The sequence below is a fragment of the Flavihumibacter solisilvae genome, from assembly GCF_000814475.1.
Classification (GTDB): domain Bacteria; phylum Bacteroidota; class Bacteroidia; order Chitinophagales; family Chitinophagaceae; genus Flavihumibacter; species Flavihumibacter solisilvae.
Window position 1 is genome coordinate 1 of the sequence record NZ_JSVC01000024.1, and the last position, 21323, is coordinate 21323.

15 protein-coding genes are annotated in these 21323 nt (G+C 47.5%); 5 read left to right on the forward strand and 10 right to left on the reverse strand.

What is annotated here, in order from left to right; genetic code table 11:
• A partial coding sequence (locus OI18_RS19410) for a SixA phosphatase family protein (RefSeq protein ID WP_052273413.1) occupies positions 1–457 on the reverse strand: 457 nt, incomplete at its 3' end.
• A 54-nt stretch (positions 458–511) separates the two neighbouring features.
• On the opposite strand from OI18_RS19410, the gene OI18_RS19415 reads away from it, so the two are divergent.
• The gene (locus OI18_RS19415; RefSeq protein WP_039142897.1) at positions 512–1225 is read left to right on the forward strand and encodes a hypothetical protein; all 714 of its coding nucleotides are present in this window, start codon (positions 512–514) and stop codon (positions 1223–1225) included.
• A 17-nt stretch (positions 1226–1242) separates the two neighbouring features.
• Here the strand turns inward: OI18_RS19415 and OI18_RS19420 are convergent, their stop codons facing one another.
• The 4 genes from OI18_RS19420 to OI18_RS19435 are packed head-to-tail and all read right to left on the reverse strand — an operon-like array spanning position 1243 to position 6682.
• Complete coding sequence (locus OI18_RS19420; RefSeq protein ID WP_039142900.1) at positions 1243–4182, reverse strand: alpha/beta hydrolase family protein; 2940 nt, start codon at positions 4180–4182, stop codon at positions 1243–1245.
• A gap of 59 nt (positions 4183–4241) precedes the next feature.
• Entirely contained in the window at positions 4242–5120 is an 879-nt protein-coding gene (locus OI18_RS19425; protein ID WP_039142901.1) for a DMT family transporter, read from the reverse strand.
• Positions 5117–5881, reverse strand: a complete 765-nt coding sequence (locus tag OI18_RS19430; protein WP_039142902.1) for a polyprenol monophosphomannose synthase — start codon at positions 5879–5881, stop codon at positions 5117–5119. The genes OI18_RS19425 and OI18_RS19430 overlap by 4 nt, the downstream gene beginning before the upstream one ends.
• 27 nt (positions 5882–5908) lie before the next feature.
• Entirely contained in the window at positions 5909–6682 is a 774-nt protein-coding gene (locus OI18_RS19435; protein WP_039142903.1) for a 3'-5' exonuclease, read from the reverse strand.
• Positions 6683–6928: 246 nt separating this feature from the next.
• Between OI18_RS19435 and ytxJ the strand changes: the two genes are divergently transcribed.
• Entirely contained in the window at positions 6929–7261 is a 333-nt protein-coding gene (gene ytxJ, locus OI18_RS19445; protein ID WP_039142907.1) for a bacillithiol system redox-active protein YtxJ, read from the forward strand.
• Here ytxJ and OI18_RS19450 read toward each other — a convergent pair.
• Together OI18_RS19450 and OI18_RS19455 are read right to left on the reverse strand one after the other, a co-directional pair.
• Positions 7246–8148 carry a hypothetical protein gene (locus OI18_RS19450; RefSeq protein ID WP_039142909.1) on the reverse strand — a complete coding sequence of 301 codons (903 nt, stop codon included), beginning with the start codon at positions 8146–8148 and terminating at the stop codon, positions 7246–7248. The two genes, ytxJ and OI18_RS19450, sit on opposite strands and share 16 nt — an antisense overlap.
• 39 nt (positions 8149–8187) lie before the next feature.
• Positions 8188–12099, reverse strand: coding sequence for a T9SS type A sorting domain-containing protein (locus tag OI18_RS19455; RefSeq protein ID WP_152616892.1), 3912 nt, complete (start codon positions 12097–12099; stop codon positions 8188–8190).
• Positions 12100–12254: 155 nt separating this feature from the next.
• Here OI18_RS19455 and OI18_RS19460 point away from each other — a divergent pair, with 155 nt between their 5' ends.
• From OI18_RS19460 to OI18_RS19470, 3 genes are read left to right on the forward strand one after another with little or no spacing between them, the layout of a single operon-like run.
• Positions 12255–15290 carry a ligand-binding sensor domain-containing protein gene (locus OI18_RS19460; RefSeq protein ID WP_039142911.1) on the forward strand — a complete coding sequence of 1012 codons (3036 nt, stop codon included), beginning with the start codon at positions 12255–12257 and terminating at the stop codon, positions 15288–15290.
• A gap of 54 nt (positions 15291–15344) precedes the next feature.
• Positions 15345–15977 carry a response regulator gene (locus OI18_RS19465; RefSeq protein WP_039142912.1) on the forward strand — a complete coding sequence of 211 codons (633 nt, stop codon included), beginning with the start codon at positions 15345–15347 and terminating at the stop codon, positions 15975–15977.
• Between the two features lie 50 nt (positions 15978–16027).
• Positions 16028–16495, forward strand: a complete 468-nt coding sequence (locus tag OI18_RS19470; RefSeq protein WP_039142913.1) for a GIN domain-containing protein — start codon at positions 16028–16030, stop codon at positions 16493–16495.
• A gap of 112 nt (positions 16496–16607) precedes the next feature.
• Here OI18_RS19470 and OI18_RS19475 read toward each other — a convergent pair whose 3' ends face one another.
• From OI18_RS19475 to OI18_RS19485, 3 genes are all read right to left on the reverse strand, one after another.
• A complete protein-coding gene (locus tag OI18_RS19475) occupies positions 16608–17279 on the reverse strand; it encodes a response regulator transcription factor (RefSeq protein WP_039142916.1) in 672 nt (223 codons plus the stop codon).
• An 800-nt stretch (positions 17280–18079) separates the two neighbouring features.
• Positions 18080–19981 (reverse strand): 30S ribosomal protein S1, encoded by a 1902-nt coding sequence (gene rpsA, locus OI18_RS19480; protein WP_039142917.1) that lies wholly within the window; start codon positions 19979–19981, stop codon positions 18080–18082.
• Positions 19982–20071: 90 nt separating this feature from the next.
• Positions 20072–21319, reverse strand: a complete 1248-nt coding sequence (locus OI18_RS19485; protein ID WP_039142919.1) for a BaiN/RdsA family NAD(P)/FAD-dependent oxidoreductase — start codon at positions 21317–21319, stop codon at positions 20072–20074.
• Positions 21320–21323: the final 4 nt, after the last annotated feature.

Here is a 21323-nt window from a genome sequence, read left to right on the forward strand (position 1 = left end):
AATTGTCGTATTCTGTTTCGGGAAGATCAGATAATTGCTGTGTACCGGTTAGGCCGTTGACAATATCATCTACTGTATTACTGTGTCCCACGATCAACACATTTCCTTTTTGTGTTTTTAACAAAGCGATAAATGCGCTGTCTACTTTGGCATAGGTTTGCACTTGCACATTAAAGTGGCTGGCAGTTGGCGCTGCGGTGGTTAAGGTGCGGATGGTATTGGTGGAATACACTTTGCGTATCTGCTCAGAAGCGAGGCGGTCTTTAAGGGCTATTGCCCGGGCTTCGCCTACTGCTGACAAGGGCGGGTTATTGGGAGTCTGCATAACCGAAGCAGACGCTGATTGGGTAGCCTGTGCAGTAGTCTGCGCCTTTTCGGCGTGGCGGACAATGAAATATTTGCTGGCGCATCCGGTTAACAGGATAGGAAACAATAAAACAGGCAGGCGATTGAGCATAGGAGGTTGCGTTTTGGCGGCTTTTTTAGTAATTTATAGTAAAATTCTTTCGCCATGAAAACTTTATCACAAACATGGTTCGCGGAAGGGTTCATCGACTTTGAGTTGAAAAAATATACCCTGCTCGCCTACCTGCAGGAAGTGAACAGCTGCTTCAATGAGAATAAACTCTATCCACAGCTCGCAGATGTCATCTTCCATTATAACAATATGGTCCGGTTCAGGGAAAACAAAAAATTCCTGCAGGAACATTTCCCGAAAAAACTTACCGGGATTGAAGTGGAAAAGCTGCAGCTTCTTTACGAACAAATGATCGAAGACGATGAGCTTATGGAGGAACTGGAAAACATCATCCAGTATGCAGCGGGAGAAATGAAAACGTCGATCAAAAATGGCACTGAGATTTATGAATTCGTTGAGCACAAGATACTGATCGAACCTGTCGGGCTCGTTCCGCTCGATAATAAGGAAGGTTACTTTTTCCTGAGTACAGGAACTACAAAATCAACATTGGTTTATCACTACCGGCTGAGCATATTCGAAAAACATGATGAGCAGTTCCGCGCGATCAAAACAGCCTGCATTGCGGAATGGCAGCGCTCCATTGTGAACACTTACGAAAACATGAAGTATAGTCTCATAAAAGAAAAGAAAGAGCTGCCCAATCCGGCGGTTTACACCATTGAAGCTGCCCTTTCTTTTCCACTGGAAGAAACACTTCTTCCAATCGCAAAACGTTGCCTGGTTCGTTATATCTCAGCCGCTTAAGATTTCACCACCAGCTCCTATTTCTCAGCGGGATCACCGAACCCAAAATCAATTCCCTTGCGTGTTGCAGGTACGCCCTTTCCCATCCATGCCGGTTCAGGTGCGTCCTTCAGGTAATGATCAAAAAATTGCGCCATCCTTTTTGTCCAGTCCTTCCGGTTCTTTCTGTCAATAATACCATGCAACTCATCGTTATAGTTGATCATCCAGACAGGCTTGCCCATCCTGCGTAAAGCAGTGAAATATTCAATGCCCTGGTACCAGGGAACCGCATCATCTTTATCATTGTGCAGGATCAGTAAAGGAGTCTTCACTTTGTCGGCGCGGAACAAGGGTGAATTTTTAATGTACAGCTCAGGCTTTTCCCAGAGCGTTGCTCCAAGCCTGCTTTGTGTCCGCTCGTACTGGAACTGGCGGCTGAGGCCTGTCCCCCACCTGATTCCACCGTAGGCGCTGGTCATATTACTTACCGGTGCACCGGCCTCTGCAGCAGCAAACATGTTGGTACGGGTAATAAGATAACTAACCTGGTAACCACCCCAGCTATGTCCCTGGATTCCCATTTTTGTGGAATCAACCCATTTGAACTTTGCCAGGTACTTCGCAGCAGAAACAACGGAATTGTAAGCATCTTCACCCGGCCGGCCGGTCTTGTAGTAAATATTCGGATCGAACACCAGGTAGCCGTTACTCGTGTAATAGGCAATATTGATCGAAGCGCGAACAGGCATCGGTTCGATATAATTGTAGCGATCATCTGCATTCCGCTCGTAGAAATACAGTATGATGGGATATTTCCTCGAAGAATCAAAATCTTCCGGTTTGTACAGTAGTCCCTCACTCATTTTGCCGTCGAACATTTTCCAATTATGCAGTTCAACAGAGAACCAGTTATACTGGGATTGCTGCGGATTTATACTGCTGAGTTGAGTTGCCGCATCGGCGCGGGTTGCGTTGCCCAATGTGGTAGCAAACACATTATTTGATGCAGGCGTTTGCTGATTATATACCAATACATCGGCATCTCTTGCCTTAATGGCCGAACTGACTACGGCTTCGCGGATAACCGGTTTACCATCGGTGTATGCGAATGCCTTTCCCGGCTGGAAAACTTCCCAGCCGTAACCTTTCGTTTTGTGATCAAACATCTGCAGCAGCCAGGGCTGACCCTTGCGGATAAACTTGTCTTCGCGATTCGTACTGCTGTATCTTAATGTGATTTTGTACCGCCGGCCAAGGTTTCCTGTAATACAAACCGGTGCCAGTCTTCCTGAAGGGTCACACTGCCAGATATCATACTTGTCGTATACATACACAGCTTCATCATTTTCCAGCCAGCCGGCTATTCCATGTGCAGGCGGATCATCAGGATGGTCGTCATCTTCGTCGAATAATGGCACTGTAATACCATTTGTTATCTCGTGCGCCTCGCTTTTTGTAATATCATAGCTCATCCAGTGACGCTTCTTAGAATCATACCAGGTAATGTAGTTTCCTGCGGGCGAGATCCTTGCAGATCCACTCCGGGCTTTTTCTGCGACTAGCCGGCGTCTGCCGATCTCAAGATCGACTACGAAGAGACGAACGGAACCATCCAGCGCCCATTGCTGTTGCACACGGTAGCCCCTTGAACTTGTTCCCAGCGCATAACGGGCATTTCCTTCTGCTGTTGGCGTTACCAGTTCACAGGAATCATCCGCCAGTTGCATAACCCTGCCATTTGATGACTCGATCTCTGCGAGCCAGCTTTTCCTGAGATCGTTATTCAACTGTACAAGTTGCTGTGGCTGCAGGTAATCATCCTTGTAGTTCCAGATGTCGAGCTTCGCCGTTTCAAAATCAACCAGCGTAGTATCTTTTGCAGGCTGGTCTGCGCTTAATCCGAAAAATAATCTTGAGCCGTCTTTGCTGAAATAGTTTTTAAACTCGGGACTGATCACAAGTCCATTTGTAATAGGTCCTGAATTTCTCTCCGCCCACACAACTGCGCTGTCGCGCCCCGGACTATAAGTCCATACCTTAAAATATTTTTTCAATGCTTTTGTGGCACTATCGCGTTCGGCGACGAACGCAAGCCTTGAACCGTCTTCGGTGATCGCAAAACCTTTCGCTTCATTAAATTTCGTCATTACCGTATCAGGCCTTTCGCGATCGAGCTGCTGCCACAATACAAGTGGTGATTCCTTACCGCCATTCTTACCGGTTGTTTCTACCACCAGCACCTGGCCATTTTTATTGAATAGATAATCGCTCACAAGTGCATACCGGTATTCTTTCCCTGTTACCAGGTTCCTCACTACAAGGTCAGTACCTTCTTCGATCTTGTCTTCGCCCTTTGACGGGCCCGTTTTATTTGTCTTTAGTGATTCGAGACCTTTGAGCTTCGCTTCGGTAACTTTATTCCGGATGCTGTCGGCTATCCGGGTCAGACTATCAGCCATTGATGTCAGCTTCTGCAAACGGCCTGTTGAATCAAGCGCCGCGGCCGGGGCCACAGGAGCTTTATATAAATGCATCGCTATCCATGAAGCGCCCCTTTCTGGCAATTCATACGACTTAACATCAGCAATCTTTTGCAGGCTGTCTTTACCCAGTTCAAGAATACCAAGTGAATCCTTAGGCATTTCTGCCGGGGATTTCTTTTTGATCTTTGCATCGCGGGTCTGCCGGAAAAGCGGGCGGATCTTCATTACCAAATAACGACTGTCATCTGTTATCCTTGCCTGGTAACCGCGCGGTATGCGGAACTGGTATTTCAGATCCGGCGACTGCACCAGCAGCTCGCCATCTCCTTCCTGCACATTTACGGAATAAACGATGTAGCGGCCATCATTGCTGACCAGCTTTTCGCCGATGCTCTGCCAGCTGTCGTAAACCGAATGATCGAGAGGTTTCTTCTGCGCAAAAAGTAAGTTACCTGCAAAGAGAAATAACAGGAGCCCAAACAATTGTTTCATGCATATGCGATTAGGTTATAAATATAGTTATTCACTTATTTTCGTATTCACTTATCGAACTATATAGCTTTGTGCCCATATCTCCACACCCTGAACATCTGCAGTGAAACCGCCAGCACGATGAGGAAGAGCCCGGTATAAAAGTTCCAGTCAAGGTATTGGTTTTCCTGGTAAACGATAAATGCCAGCAGGATGCCGTAAACGGGTTCCAGGTTGTAACTGAGGTTCACGGTAAAAGCAGAAATGCGTTTAAGGGCGTAGGAAGATAACTGGAATGCCCAAACGGTGCAGAGCCAGGAAAGAAACAGCAGCCAGCCGAAATCACTCCAGCCCGGAAGGAATGAATCTACCGGGAACTTGTGCAGGTAAAACGGCAGTAAGATGGACAGGGTAATGAATCCGCCCGATAATTCGTAGGTAGTGAGCGTTTCGACATTTACCCGTTGCAGCAGTTTCCTGTTGAGTATAGGAAAGATGGCACCGAGCATAGCAGAAACCATCCCGATGATGATTCCAGTTTTATAGCGCGGGTCGAAGTGAAAGATGATGTAAATGCCAGCGATAGCGAGCAGTCCAAGCAACACTTCCTGGATCACTATACGACGCCGCATCAGCAGTGGTTCGAACAGTGCGGTGAAAAAACCTATGGCTGAAAAGCAGACCAGTGCCACGGAAACATTGGCGTATTTGATGGAGCCGTAGAAAGTAACCCAGTGCAGTGCTGCGACAAAACCGACACCGGTGATGGAAAGCATACGCTGCCAGGAGATTGGCTGCAACTTATTCTTAAAACCAAACAGGATCCAGAGGGTTGCAGCGCTGATCAGCAGTCGGTACCATACGAGTAGTCCCTCATTCAGGGTTATCAGCCTGCCCAGGATACCGGTGAACCCGGCAAGGAAAACAGCGAGGTGTAATTTCAGGAAGGCGGTCTTCATGCGGCAGCTTCCTCTCCTTCAGTATTTTTCATGCGCGCATGATAATCTTTGAAAAGGCTTTCCCACCTCAGTTTCAGCACGCCAAGTATGCCTTCTTTAACGATCCCCTTATGCATTTTTGATACGCCGTATTTCCGGTCTTCGAATACAATGGGAACTTCCCTGATCGTAAAACCAAGTTTCCAGGAAGCAAATTTCATTTCTATCTGGAATGCATAACCGAGAAAGCGGATCTCATCCAGGTTGATCGCCTCAAGTACCTCCTTGCGATAGCAGACAAATCCTGCTGTGGTGTCGCGGACCGGCATCCAGGTAATGATCCGGGTATAAAGACTTCCTCCTTTTGATAAGAGGATCCTGTCCCAGGGCCAGTTTATGGTTCCTCCTCCCCTTACATAACGCGAACCGATGGCAACATCTGCACCATCATATTTGCAGGCTTCGTAGAGCCGCTGGAGATCATTGGGATTATGGGAAAAATCTGCGTCCATTTCGAAAATGAAATGGTAACCGCGTGCAATTGCCCATTTGAAACCATGAATATAGGCAGTGCCAAGGCCCAGTTTGCCTTTACGCTCTTCGAGAAAAAGGGAGGTGCCATGGGTGGACTGCATCTGCCTTACGATATCGGCAGTGCCATCAGGTGAGCCGTCGTCAATTACCAGCACGTGGAAATCCTGCCGGAGATTGAATATTGCATCGAGAATGCTGGCAATATTCTCCCGTTCATTATACGTTGGTATTATCACGATCTTTTCCACGCTGCTGCTTTAACCTGCGAAGATAGTTCAATTGCTCTTTTTCAAAAGCGTGCGATTGAGGATTTCGGTGAGTTTCTGTTTCGTATGGAGTGGAAAATCGCCTTTCATCATCCAATCATAATATTGGGGTTCGGCTTTTAACACTTCGGCAACAGCCTTGCCCTTGTGTTTGCCGAAGTTAAACACTTCGATCCCGTTGCTCATGATAAACCGGCGGGCGAAATCTACTACCTGGTCTTCACCAATGAACTTGATGATGGAATCAAGGGAGTCTCCCAGCTGCGGATAACGCTGTAACTGCGCTTCCAGTACTTCCCAGGTCGCGGCAGCATCCACTTCGGCACTATGAGCGCCATCAAGTGTTTTGTTGCAATAGAATTTATATGCGGCACTCAGCGTACGCTGTTCCATCATGTGGAAGATCTTCTGAACATCGATCATCCGACGGTTGTTCATGTCAAAATCCAGTCCGGCGCGAAGGAACTCTTCCACCAGCAGAGGAATGTCGAACCTGTTTGAATTATATCCACCAAGGTCACAATTGTCGAGAAACTGCTTGAATTCATTGGCTACCTGGCGGAAAGCGGGCGCTTCCCTTACCATTTCATCTGTGATACCATGCACATCGCTTGCTCCCGCCGGGATCGGCATTTCCGGGTTGATCAGCTTCCTTTTCGTCTGTTTGGAGCCGTCTTTGCCAATTTTTACAATGGCAATTTCAACGATCCTGTCGGTACCGAGGTTTGTTCCCGTGGTTTCAAGGTCAATAAAGGCAATTGGTTTCTGTAATTGTAAGGACATGTTATGAATTCTTTAAAAAGGCTCCCGGCCGGTGGCAAATGTACGCTTATAAATTTTATTATAAATTTGCATTGTCTTATCGAAAGCTGGTATTCATTTTGCATTTTTTCTTTAATTGAACTAAAAATGAAAAGTAAACTTATCGCAGCCCTGTTTTTCGCTTTGGTGATTGCCGGCTTTACGGCGTGCAAGACTTCGCGGACTGGTTGTTATAACTCAGCCAAAATGGTAGGCTACAAGTAAATTATGAAGTGGATCGAATTGCAAGAACCCGGACAGCTGGAAGAAATCCGTACAAAATCGTATAACCAACCGCAGGTTATCTTTAAGCACAGCACCAGATGCTCCATCAGCTCAATGGCCAAATCAAGGCTCGAAAATGCTGAAACTCCTGAAGGAATTGAATTTTATCATCTCGACCTGATCAGGTTCAGGGAATTATCGAACCAGGTTGCGGCCGATTTCGATGTATGGCATGAATCGCCACAGGTATTACTGATCGAAAACGGCGAATGCAGCTATGACGAAAGTCATATCGGCATCACTATGCCTAACCTGCTGGATCAGTTACGCGGATAAAAGTATAAACTCAGGTTCAGCGGCAGCCCGGCATTTTCGCTCAAAGTAAAGATGCCGGAATTCACCTTGCCAAAGGTTACCGCCTCGCCCTGCGGTTCCACATGGATCGGGACCTCCTGCTTCTTTTTATTCAACACGTCATACACGCCTGCAGAACCGGTCTTCGGCCAGAAATACAGATTGTTATAGGTGCGCACTAAAATTTCCCCGGTTCGGGAAATAGCACTGCTGGTAATTCCACCAATTTTCAGACTCCCTAATTTCTGCGCTGTCTGCACCATTCCTCCGGTAACCACGTTGGATATCCGAAACACCAGTGTGGGATTTTCCTTGGTCAGCAAATAAATTTCCTTCCCCTGCCCAGCTATCAGGAATGCATCCGCATCATGCGATTTATTGTCCGAATACCGGAATGTAATTTTTTCAATCTCAGATACTTCACGTTTATCAAGACGTGGTTCACGTAACCTGTATATATTGTATTCCCCGCGGTTCTTGTGGTTGTCGCCAATATCTGCTATGTAAATAAATGGAGCGCCTCCATCCCCGCTCTCTACGATGGCCATATCTTCCCAATCGCGATTACTGATTCCTTCGAGAATAATTTTCGCGCCGTATTCACCCGAATGTTTTACACACAGCAATTCCGCCGGATTTCCTCCATCCTGGATCATCCACAGCCAGCCCGGATTCAGGTAACTGTCAGCAATACCCGAAACCTCACCGGGGAAGTCTGTTGACAATGAAGTAATATCCGGCTCAGTGTTAAAAATGGAGACGATACTGTCATTCTTTTTTGAGCAGCTGAATGCAAACAGGGCAACAGCAAAAAGCACAGCAACCGGCAGCACTTTCAGGGAGGGGGCAAGAGGTTTAGGTGGGAACATATGATTAAAAATATAAAACCATATGTCCCCACGAAAATATTATTCAAATACCAGCTTTTCAACTGTGTCCGCTCCCGTCTCCAGGTCGCGTACCTTCAACAGGTACAGGCCGGATTTCATGGAAGGTTGCCGCATTATGCGGATGATTTCTATTCCAGATACCACTTTTTCCGTTGAATATACCATCTGACCGGTAGCAGTAAACAACTGGACCTTATATCTTACCGGTAGCTTCGAGGAAAGCGAAATGTTCAGCATTTTCTGAACAGGGTTCGGGTAGACCTGTATTTCCTGCAGCGCATTCGCTTTCAGTTGTATCGGGTTCGAGTAACTTACAATTCCACCGGCATCTACTGCCCGGATCCTGTATTGATTCACACCTGGTTGCGGTTGCTCGTCTGTAAAACTGAATTTCTGCACTCCACCATTACCTGCCCGCACACTACCAATGGAATCAAAGACGTTGGTCGCTCCGGCCCTTCTTTCCACCACGTACCTGGTTGCCTGTCCCGGGGCCGGGTTCCACGAAAGATTATTTTTTCCGGCTGCATGTTTACCCCGGAGTTCAATCTTTCCTGCCAGCAATCCGCCGTTGCAGGTGCCTGTCACTTCATGGTAGTTCAGTCGAACCAGGCATCCATTGTTGACTGTCATCCTGCTTACATAAGTGCCGATTAATTCCGACGACAGGTAAGGGATTTCGTAAGTGCGGCTGCTGCTGACCAGGGTGCTGTCATTAGGTCCTGACTTTCTGTACCACTGGTAAGTTGCATTTGCAATGCTGTCTGCTGACAATATCACATTGGAATAGTAGCAGTCTGAACTCGCAGTAACCACCGTATTCTGCAATGGCAGTACGCTGACATCATTCAATGTCGCGTTACCGCAATAGTCGACAGCACGCAGTCGCACCAGCGAATAGATATTTCCATTGTTGATACTGAACACCGGGCTTGCCTGAGGCAGTGAAACGATGGATGGAGATGCCGGAGCACTGCCGATGATCTCATAGGTGAATGGCGGCGCGCCACCGGTTACGTTTGCTCCCACACTGAAACTATTGTTATCACACTGGTAAGAAGCAGATTTATCAAGTTGCGGATAACGGTATGGGCCAACCGTAATTGTATCAAAAGCCTTATTGTTACAGCTTCCCGGCAGGTTGTATTGCATCACGTAAGTTGCAGGTGCAAGATCCAGCCATTTGAACACCGACGTTGTGGATGTATTGTAAGGCATGTTCACTGCCAGTCCATCGCGGCTGATGATCACCGGGTTAATGGTACCAAGGTTTGACGATACGGATACCGTTAGTTCGGATGATCCATCCGGACTAACCCCTGACGGACATTTCGCAACGAGGTTCAGTGCACTATTGAAGGTACTCAGCACCGGTGCGAACTGCCTGCTGGTTTTGTTGCCGCACGCATCTTCAATTTCAACCGTATATTTTTCACCCGGCGGTAAACCAGGCAGGTTATTGACCATTAGTGAAGTGCCGGAGCCTGACTGTATTTTTACCTGCGTACCCAAATGATCAAATGTCCTGATGGTATACGGAGCGCTACCACTGGTAATGTTGATCCGCAGATTGGTAGTGTTCAATATGCAGGAAGCAATTGCATTGATATTCATATCTACCGGATCAGGAGCCGAGGTAAAACAACGGGTTATGGTTGTATCATAACATCCATCCTTAATGGCAATACAATAATCTCCGTATAGGATGTCGTTGAAAGTGCCATCTGTATTCGTAGCCACAACGGTACCGGATACATCGAGCAGTGAGTACAACGGGTTCCGCACATTGGTGACAGAAGAAATTTTTGCAGTAAATGTGGAACAGTTACGGTTTGAGATCTGTGCGCTGCCGGCAGAAGGTTGAGGAAGTGAGCCGGTAAAACAGCGGGTAATAACAGTATCATAACAGCTGGCATCATTCAGCATTTCAATACAATAACTTCCGTAAGCTATCCCCGGGAAATCGCCTGTTGTATTTGTCGCGACCACTGTACCTGACGCATCTTTCAGCGTGAATAGCGGATTGCTGAGAAATTGCCTGCCGGTCACAGATACATCAAAGCTGCTGCACTGCCTGCTGGTAATATCCGGGCTGCCAATCGACGGCCTGTCCGGAACTACGGTTATACATCGGCGGAAGAGCGTATCGTAACATACCGGGTCATTCTTGATGGTCATACAATATGTGCCGTAAGGCATTCCAGGAAAGACACCTGTATTGTTGCAACCGATCAGTATGTCCGCCGCATCATAGAGGCAATATTCGGGATTTGTGAGTCCGGCCTGTCCCGCAGCACTGATGGTCACCGAACTACATGCCTTGACCACATCCAGGTTAGCACCAATTGCCGGCGGTTGTGGCACCACATTGAAGCACCTCACAATTGTTGTATCATAACATGCGGCATCGTTGATGATGCGCATACAATAATCACCATAAGGCACATCGCTGAAATTTCCATTGCTGTTACAACCAATCAATGTACCTGATGATGTGTACAAACAGTATTGTGCATTCGAAATATTTGACTGGCCGGAGATGCTGACATCAAAATCGCCACACTGCCTGTCGCTTACAGTAACAGAAGTGGCAACCGACGGTACCAGCGGAGCTACAGTAAAGCACCTTGAAATTGTTGTATCATAGCAGGCATCTTTCACCCGGATACAATAACTGCCGACCTGGAGGCCGGTAAAGTTCCCGGTATTGTTGCAGGACAACTGCGTTCCGGAAGCATCATAAAGGCAGTAATCCGGGTTGGTGAAGTTCACCATCCCATTCACAGCTGCATCAAAAGTATTACAGTCGGTACGGTTGATATTGACGTTAGCGCCGAGTGTCGGCTTTGGCTGACTTAGGATAAAGGTCCTGCGGATAGTAGTATCATAACAATCATCCCGGACGGTAATGTAATATGATCCCTGCTGGATGGAAGTGAAGATCCCAGTTGTATTACATTCCACCTGTACATTCGACGCTGTGAACAGGCAGTAAGTTGGATTAACGAGGTTCGACTGGCCGGTGATCTGCGCGGAGAAATTGTTGCACGACTGGTTGGAGGTCGTTACCAGGTTCGCAACCGAAGGGAAGCGGTTATTGTTCCATACAACAGACCTGACATTCCCACAGCCGTCATTTGCAACCAGGGTAACCGACCGCCGGTTGCCGATAGTATGCGTGAAAGTGCGACTGCCATACCAGCTCGTGTCACCGGGTGAATTAACCACTCCGTAGTTGAAACTGTCGAAAATCGTTCCTGTCGTGTTTACATTTCCCTTACTGTCACGGAGCCTGAGATCAAAATCACCGTCCTGGCAGCTGACGCGGTCGCCGCTATGCGATTCAATCCACCAGTTATAACCGAGTATGGTAACCCGCCGGGTCTGGATACCGCCGCAGGAGTCTTTAAGCTCAATGGCGTATTCACCGCCCCTGAGACCGGTAAATGTTCCGGTCGTATTACTGGTTCCTACACCTGAAGGTGAAGGTGCGACAATTGTGTAGGTATAGGGAGCACGGCCGCCAGTCAGGCTACTGAGCGAGATGGTACCATTTCTCTGGTTCAGGCAGGTTTCGTCGGTTTTTACCAGGGTAAACCGCGGATCCACATAGGTACCGGTTACGACAACCAATGGTTTTTCTACGATACAACCAGTCGTAACATCCTGGACAATTACGGTGTAAGTCCCGGCCGACAAACCGGAAATAACCGCTGCAGAAGTGAACGGCGTATTGATGGGACCAGTCACTTTATAATTGTAATTTCCACTTCCCCCGGCTACCGCGACATTAATCGTTCCGGTGGCCATGCACCTTGATTCATGTGGCACTGTACTGGTGATTTTCAGGTTAAAACAAGGCTGGGCGACAAGTTGGGGTGCCAGGAAAAGTGCTACCAGTAAAGTAAGCAGTGTGTAGAGGTTTTTCACGATAGGCACGGTTTTAATTCATGGATATTCCCTGCGCGAAAATTGGTATTCTTCCGAAGCCCAATACCGGCGGGCGTTTTCTAGGTACACGTTCAATATTATAAACGGTTTTAAAGCAGGAGTTGGTATAACCCGACAACCTTTAAATTTGGAGGATGCAGATCAAGAAAAGCTGGTGTTTTTGGATCATGGGATTTTTACTGCCCCTGCTTTCGCATGGACAGGATTATACCTTTGCGCGACTATCAATTACTGACGGCCTCGCCTCGAATTTTGTCTATTCTGTGTGGCAGGATCCCAAAGGCTTTTTATGGCTGGGTACGGATAACGGTCTGCAGCGCTATGACGGCCGGAAAATAGTCAGCTTCTACGATCACAGCGTTCCTAACTTCCTACCTTCCCTACCGGTCCAGCAGATCCTTGACGATGAGAACGGCAGGATGTGGGTCCGGATGGGCCGAAGAGTTGGTGTATTCAATCCTTCGTCTATGGATTTCCGCGAAGCGGCAATTACCGGCATAGACGAAGCCGCGAATAATGCAGATTTCCACTTATGGAAGGACTATTACGGCAGGATATATCTCCTTATCGTGCGGCACGGAGTACTGGTTTACAACGCATCTGCAAACCGGTTTGAAAAAGGCAAATTACCTTTTTCCATGCCGGATAACTGGAAGCCGGTACAACTATTCCAGGACAAGCAAACAAGCGATACCTGGATCGCAACAGACAGCGGGCTGGTCGTTTACAATGTAAAAGCGGGAAACTGGTTCACGCACTCGAAACCTTCACCTCAATATCCTGTCCTCACTAAGCTTTCACAGCTGCGGAATGTGAACTCTGTGTATATAGACAGTAAGCGAAGATGCTGGGTAGGCTGGTGGGATTATACCAGTACATCCGGGGGACAACGTTTACTGTGCTATGATGGAACCAGTAACCAGGTGACCCGGGATTCAACGGGGTTTTACTTTTCCAGCCGTTATTACAAAGAGATACTTCACATGCAGGAATTGAGGAACGGGACACTCTGGGTCCATGGATTAAACCTGCTGGTGAAGTATGACTCCGTGCAGCAACGGCTGATGAATTTTGAGTATCCGCCGGAGGCAGATCACGGTATTCGATTTAATTATGTGTACCAGATCCTGGAGGATAATGAGAATATGCTTTGGTTCGCTACCGATAATGGGCTGTACTCAACTTCACAGGATGAATCCTGTTCGATGCGCCTGATGCTATCGAAGCAGAAGTCACCGGCGAACATCACATCCCTCCAGGAAATGAGTGATAAAGATATCTGGATCGGCACCTGGGGTCGTGGAGTTATAAGCATGACGGATACCAACCTGACTAAACCTTTTTACCGGAATATGCCGGCGGGACCGGAATACCGGCTGGTTTGGGATCTTTTATACCAGGAAGATCATAACAGGCTGTGGGCAGGCTGCCAATCGGGCAGGGTAATGCTGTTTGACACTAAGAAAAAACAATCCCTGTTTCTCAAACCTGATGCCTGTAACGGCAGAACAATCAGGGATATGGCCCTTGACAGGAATGGCAATGTCTGGCTGGGAACACAGGGCGGTCAGCTGGTTAGGTGGAAAGCAGGATCTACATTAGAAAACAGCTCGTTTGAAAAGGTTGCTGACCTGGGCACAGTTATATTCAGGCTCTATACGGATTCGGGCGGCAGGTTATGGGTGGGCACCCATGGTAAGGGACTGTATGTTTTTGATGTGAAGAGCAGCAAACAGGTTGGGCACTACAATGTTCCGGAAAACGGTGTCACAGATATTGTTCAATTGAATGACAGCATCATGGCGCTCGGCGGCGGCCAGTTGAACCTGCTCAACTTTGTAACGGGGAAGGTCAGTACACTTACGATCCGGGATGGCCTGCCTGGAAATAATATTACTTCACTTCAAACAGATATGTTCGGCCAGTTGTGGATCAGTACCAAGAACGGGCTGTGTAAATATAATCCCCGATTGAAGATCTTTACCCGGTATGACCAGCGCGATGGGCTCATTACCACGACCAGCCATGAAACATTGCTGGGTACTAATATCAGGAAAAAGAATGGCGAGCTTGTATTCGCCGGTAACCAGCACGCGGTCTTTTTTAACCCCGCATGTTTCATCAGTAAATCTGCTCCGCAGGATGTGCGCATTACCGACTTCAAACTATTCAACCAGTTCCTTCCCCCGGATTCCATCTTAAGACTTGATAAGATCCGGCTCAGGGCCGAAGAGAATTCGATCACTTTTGCGTTTGCATCACTAAGTTTTCGTCAAAGGGATAAGTTGATTTATTACTACATGCTCGAAGGCGCTGACAAGACCTGGCAACGGGCTGACTGGCGACTGATTGCCATTTACAACCTGTTGCCACCCGGGAACTATACGTTTAAAGTCAGGTGTGAAAATGAGGAAGGTATTTCCTCTCCCAATATCACTACCCTCGAACTGTTTATCAAGCCTCCGTTCTGGCGTACATGGTGGTTTATGACCCTGGCAGTGATCGCTTTGGGTGTGATTGCCTATTTCATCCATAGGTTGCGTGTAAACAGGCTGATGGCGGTGGAACGGGTCAGGAGACGCGTTGCCCGGGATCTTCATGATGATATGGGGTCAACGCTCAGCACTATCAATATCCTGAGTGAAATGGCCAAAATGAAAATCACCTCCGATACGAACTCTACCCGTGAATACATTGAAAAGATCAGTGATAACAGTACACGGATGATGGAGGCGATGGATGATATCGTATGGAGCATCAACCCGATGAATGACAACATGCAGAAGATCACGGCAAGAATGCGGGAGTTCGCAGCTTCGGTACTGGAACCAAAAGGAATTGAATACACGTTCAGGATCGGCGATCATGTGAAGGACCTGGTTCTGGACATGGAAGCCAGGCGGGACTTTTTCCTCATTTTTAAAGAAGCGGTAAACAACCTGGCGAAGTATTCACAGGCCAATAATGCCGTGATTGAGTTGTATGCAGCCAATGGCAAACTGAACCTGCACATCCAGGACAATGGCATCGGATTTGAGTCCGAAACGGCAGATAATGGCAACGGACTGACGAATATGAAAAAGCGGTCGGAAATGATGAAAGGTGACCTGAGCATAACCAGTGGGAGAAACGCCGGAACGCTTATCCGGCTGGAGGTTCCGCTGACATGATTATGTGGTTGCAGTCTTGAAATACACAGTTAATTTTACCGGGAAATCAGCAGTATGATCAAAGTGGTTATTTATGAAGACAATCCGCAACTGAGGGAAGGCCTCACTATGCTGATCAATGGAACGGACGATTTCGAAGTTTTGGCGGCATTCAAACACTGCAACAATGCTGCTGAAGAAATAGAGATTTACCAACCGGATGTGGTTTTGATGGATATAGACATGCCTGGGGCAAACGGGATTGAAGGACTTAAAGCCATCAGGCAGGTGGATTCCAGGGTGCGGGTACTGATGCTGACTGTTTTCGATGATAACAAAAATGTTTTCGAAGCACTGAAAAACGGGGCAAATGGATACCTGCTGAAAAAGACTTCACCATCACGGCTTACCGAATACATCCAGGAAGCCCACACCGGTGGTGCTCCCATGACAAGTTCAATAGCTTCGCAGGTGTTGAAAATGTTCTCGGAGATCCATTCGCCCGCCAGTGACGATTATAATTTATCGGAGCGGGAAAAGCAGGTACTGCAGCTGCTGGTAAATGGGTACAGTTACAAAATGATTGCAGCTGATATGTATATCTCGATCGATACAGTGAGATCGCACATCAAAAAGATCTACGAAAAACTACAGGTCAACTCGAAGAGCGAGGCTGTGGCCAAGGCATTCAAAAATAAAATAATCTGATCGCACAACGTTTTCAAACCGTCGCTGGTCAATCTTGCAAACCTTATCAGATGACCAGGCTGATCACTGCATTCCTTTTTGTGCTTCTTCTGAAACCCGCAGGTAGTAACTCCTGCAGCTTTATTACATTAACAGGTTCCGGTATTTCCGCTTCGCAGGAACGGATTACCGGTTCCTTCAGCGTTATTGAGAATAATGGTCCGTTCCGGGTGCTTGTTCAGCAGGGCAGGCAAACTGCGCTTACCATCACCGGCGAGACCAATATACTACCCGAAATTTCCACGGAAGTCCGGAATGGTCGCCTCTATATAGGTTACCGCAAGCAGAACCTGCGTGCCACGCACCAGGAAGTCGTTATCTCCCTTGTTGTTCCTTGTCTGACTGCGCTCGTGCAGAATGGTGATGGCAGCATTGAAGGTATCGGTGATTGGGACCGCCATGACATCAGGATCAGTAATTGCGGCAGGGGCGAGATAAATTGGAGTATGACCCAGGCTGCGTTGTTTAGTATGAGATGAAAAACGGGAAGGTCGGAAACGGAACAGGTCAATAAGTCACAGAGCGTCGATTCTCTATCACTTATTGACCTGTTCATTTATTGACTGCAAACGATGTTCGCAGTTCGATTATTTAGTTCTCCTGAACAAATCCTTTCTTCACTGCGTACATGACCAGTCCGGCCATTGACTTCGCCCCGGTTTTTGTTTTGAGTTTGTCGCGGATCGCTTCCACCGTACGTGGACTGATATCCACTATATCAGCGATTTCTTTTGTAGTTTTTTCTTCGCACATCAATTTCAGGATGCGTACTTCCTTATCAGTAAGTTGCGCATCGATGAGGCTATCCGGCTCCATTTTGCGCGTGCGCAAGCCCGTTAGCAATGCTTTGTTGGTCAATTCGTTGAAAAAGAATTCCTGCTCATAACAGGTCTTGATTGCCTGGTAAATGGTCTCCGAATCGGAGTTCTTGGTGAGATAGGAATTTGCCCCTATTTCCATGAGTTTGGAGATCATGGAATGATCATTGTGCATGCTCAGGATAATGACCTTTACATAAGGATTGATCTTACGGATCTCGGGAAGCGTGGAGATTCCATCCATGATGGGCATCTGGATGTCCAGCAGGATCACATCAGGCTCAATATGCTTCAGCAGGTTAAGTAATTGCATTCCGTTATCAGCCTCAGCCATCAGTTCAACATCTTTCTTAGCGGATAATGCAGTTTTAACCCCGGCACGGAATAGAGCATGGTCGTCAGCAATAGCTACTTTGATCGGGTTGTTGGGGTCTGGTTTTTTCATACGGTGAATTTTACGAGGGTTGCAGGCATCTGTTGGAAATGCTTACGGACTGCAATATGTGAAAAATCCTGAACATTCACTATGGTAATTATACGTAAATATACCCTTTCGGAATATACTATTACCATCGTCCCTTAATAAACTTCGGCGTCCTTATTCGTAATAAGCACTCTTCTGTTGCCGTAATTTTACGATCGGAGGAGTAAAATCCGAAAACTTAAAATTCAGCAAATCCGCTCTTGTACCAGACCGGGTCATCTGGTATTTTTGTTTCAGAAGTTGATTGACGGAATCGCAGCCTCCAACCATCCAATGTCCAGTAACAACCGTCCAGAAGTTTTTTCAATATTCTATGAACCCAACGAATCCAATGTCAATCAACTTTCTTTTCTCTTGTTTCATCCTTGAAAAACCGGCTTCCTGAATCCCGCACTCAATATATAGGGACCAGACCGACCAGCTTTTCATCCAATATCCCCACCCCAGACCGAAAGACCGCAGTCCGTTTCAGGCTTTGATTGAATTGTATTGTAGTTGATTTGAACAGCCATCCAATCCCTGTCTAAACCTCAGCTCTTTAAATGTTTGCCTGCTTTGAGAACAACCTGTGCGTAGTAGCGAAGGGGGAAAAGTATTCATTTGGTTTTAGTAATTCGTGAATGTTTATGAAACCGGTAGCCAACCTTCTCGGTTTACTTATTCAGAATTTTCAGGGCAGGCTTTTTTTAACCAGCTCCCGTAAGGGGCAAAAAAAAAGAGGGCGCCCATGACGCCCTCTTTATCATTTAATGGTATAGTGATTACTGGCCTGTTTCGCCTTCGCCACCTTCCATTTTCTTTTTCAGTTCTGCAAGCACACCCAGGTCACCCAGTGTAGCCTTCTCAACCTTACCCTGAATGTTTTTCACGGCTTTCTTGGTTTTGTCAGCTTCAGCTTTAGCTTCCTTCTTGATGGCTTCCCTTTCTTCAGCTTTCGCAGCTTCCCATGTACGGGTATGGCTTACCACGATCCTCTTTTCATTACGATCGAATTCGATCACCATGAAGGTATTCGTATCTTCTGCCTGTACCTGTGTACCATCTTCCTTATTCAGGTGACGGTTAGGAGCGAATCCTTCAAGGCCGTAAGGAAGTTGAACGATTGCACCTTTCTCATCCTTGCGGATAACGGTACCCTCATGCACTGTGCCGATAGCGAAGGTATCTTCCAGGGTATTCCATGGATCTTCTTCGAGCTGCTTATGGCCCAGTTGAAGCTTCCTGTTGTCCTTATCGATACCAAGGATCATGATCTCGATACGCTCGCCAACCTTCGTGTATTCAGAAGGATGGTTGAAGCGCTTCAGCCAGCTCAGGTCGCTGATGTGGATCATACCGCCGATACCTGGTTCCAGTTCAACGAACACACCGTAAGGAGTGATGTTTTTCACCAGGCCGTTGTGACGGCTTTCAACCGGGTATTTGTTCTCGATCTCGTTCCAGGGATCAGGAGTCATTTGCTTGATGGAGAGACTCATCTTGCGTGCATCCTTATCGAGGGTTACGATCTTAGCTTCGTACTCATCTCCAAGTTTGAAGAACTCTTTCGCATTGATCGGAGTGTTAGCCCATGTGATCTCGCTCACGTGAACAAGACCTTCAACACCAGGCATAATCTCGAGGAATGCACCGTAGTCTTCGATATTTACTACTTTACCTTTCACAACATGACCTTCTGAAACGTTTTCAGGCAGCACATCCCAAGGGTGCGGAGTCAGTTGCTTCAGGCCGAGGCTGATACGCTTTTTGTCGTCGTCGAAATCCAGTACCACAACATTGAGCTTCTGGTCCAGCTTCAGAACTTCTGAAGGATGGTTGATACGACCCCAGCTGATATCGGTGATATACAGCAGACCGTCGAGACCACCGAGGTCCATGAACGCACCGAAATCGGTGATGTTCTTGATGGTTCCTTCCAGAACCTGACCTTTTTCCAGTTTGCCCATGATCTCAGCACGTTGTGCTTCGATATCGCTTTCGATGAGCGCCTTATGCGATACAACAGCATTCTTGATGGCTTCGTTAACCTTAACCACCTTGAACTCCATGGTCTTACCCACGAACTGGTCGTAATCTGTAACAGGCTTAACATCGATCTGTGAACCAGGAAGGAAGGTTTCCATACCGAATACATCAACGATAAGACCACCTTTGGTCTTGCTGGTAACGGTACCGGTAACGATCTCACCAGTTTTATGTACTTCAACGATTTTTTCCCAGGCACGGGTAATACGCGCCTGCTTACGGCTCAGGTGAAGATGACCCTGGCGGTCTTCTTTCTCTACAACCATTACCTCAACTTCATCGCCGATTTTAAGACCTGAAAGATCACGGAATTCATTGAGGGAAATCAGACCATCGCTCTTGAAACCAATGTTCAGGACAACGTCTGTTTTAGTAAGACCTACTACAGAACCTTTAATCAGCTCACCATCAGTGATGGCTACAAAGGTCTGATCGTAAACCTTGTCATACTTTGCTTTCTCATCAGGGCTGTAAGTAGACACATTACGCTTGTCGATGCTCCAGTCAAAGTCATCATGCGCGGTTGCCTGCGCCGGCTGCTCAGGTGCATTTGTTGTCGCTGTAGTTGCTTCTGCAGGTGCAGACGCAGACTCCTGGGCTTCAGCGTTTAGTTGTTTTACAATAAAATTTTGAAACATAATCGATTCCCGATGGTTTTATTCGGGCCTGCAAAGATAGGCAAAAACCGCTGCTAATCTGGATTCTACCCCTGTAAATAATGCAGGATATCAGGCTTTAACAGGTCGTTCTGTCAGGCGGGTGGAAATAGCCAGGGCGGCAACAAATCCACTGGTCCAGGCGTGCTGGAAATTGAAACCACCGGTAACGCCATCGACGTCCAGGACCTCCCCGGCGAAAAAGAGGTTCTTATTCAACCTGCTTTCCATGGTATCGGGATCCACTTCAGCCAGGTTGATGCCCCCGGCCGTTACGAATTCCTCTTTGAATGTGGTTTTTCCCTTTACTTCGAATTCCTGGGCGCAGAGGTTTTTGATCAGCCTGTTCTGCTCCTTTGACGGCAGGTCGCTCCACCTGGTTTCGGCATTTATACCTGCTATTTCCAGATGGTATTCCCAGAACCGCTGCGGAAGGGAAAACGGGTTCCTGTTCACTACTTTCATGGCTGCTTTTTCAAACCGGAATTGCTGCAAAAAACTACGAAGGCTGTTCTCATTATATTCGGGGATCCAGTTGGTCTGTACCTTAAAATGCCAGTTCAATGCGGCAAGTTCCCTTGCTCCCCACGCACTGAGCCGAAGCACCGCCGGCCCGCTTAACCCCCAATGGGTCACCAGTACGGGTCCGCGTTCCATGAGTTTTGACCCCATGATCTTTACCTGGGCGTCGGGAATGGAAATTCCCATCAGGTTGTTGAGAATCTTATCCCCGATATTAAAGGTGAACAAAGATGGCACCGGCGATGCTGCGGTATGTCCGAGTTCCGTCAACCACTGGAACATCGCCGGTTTAGGATAGCCTCCACACGCTATACACACAAAATCCGCCTTATAGTTTTCGCTGCCGCAGTCGACCTGCCATAACTCACCGATACGGGAAAGCTTTTTTACTTCCTGGTGAAGCAGTACCTGCACGCCTCTTCGGGTTGCAGCGTCAAGCAGGCAACTGATGATAGTGCCCGAATCGTCTGAAACCGGGAACATCCGACCATCTTCTTCCGTTTTGAGCTGCACTCCCCTTTTTGCAAACCAGCTGACGGTTTCTTCAGGACTGAAGTGAACAAATGATTTCTTCAGGAACCTCTCCCCTCTCGGGTACCTTTTCACCAGCTGATGCCGGTCAAAACAGGCATGGGTGACATTGCACCTGCCGCCACCGCTGATCCTTACCTTGGATAATAGTTTGTTGCTTTTTTCGAGGATGATGACTTTCAGCCCGGGATTTTTTTCTGCTGCATTAACAGCACAAAAAAAACCGGCCGCTCCTCCGCCGGCTATGATAAGTGTCTTTCCCTGCATGAAC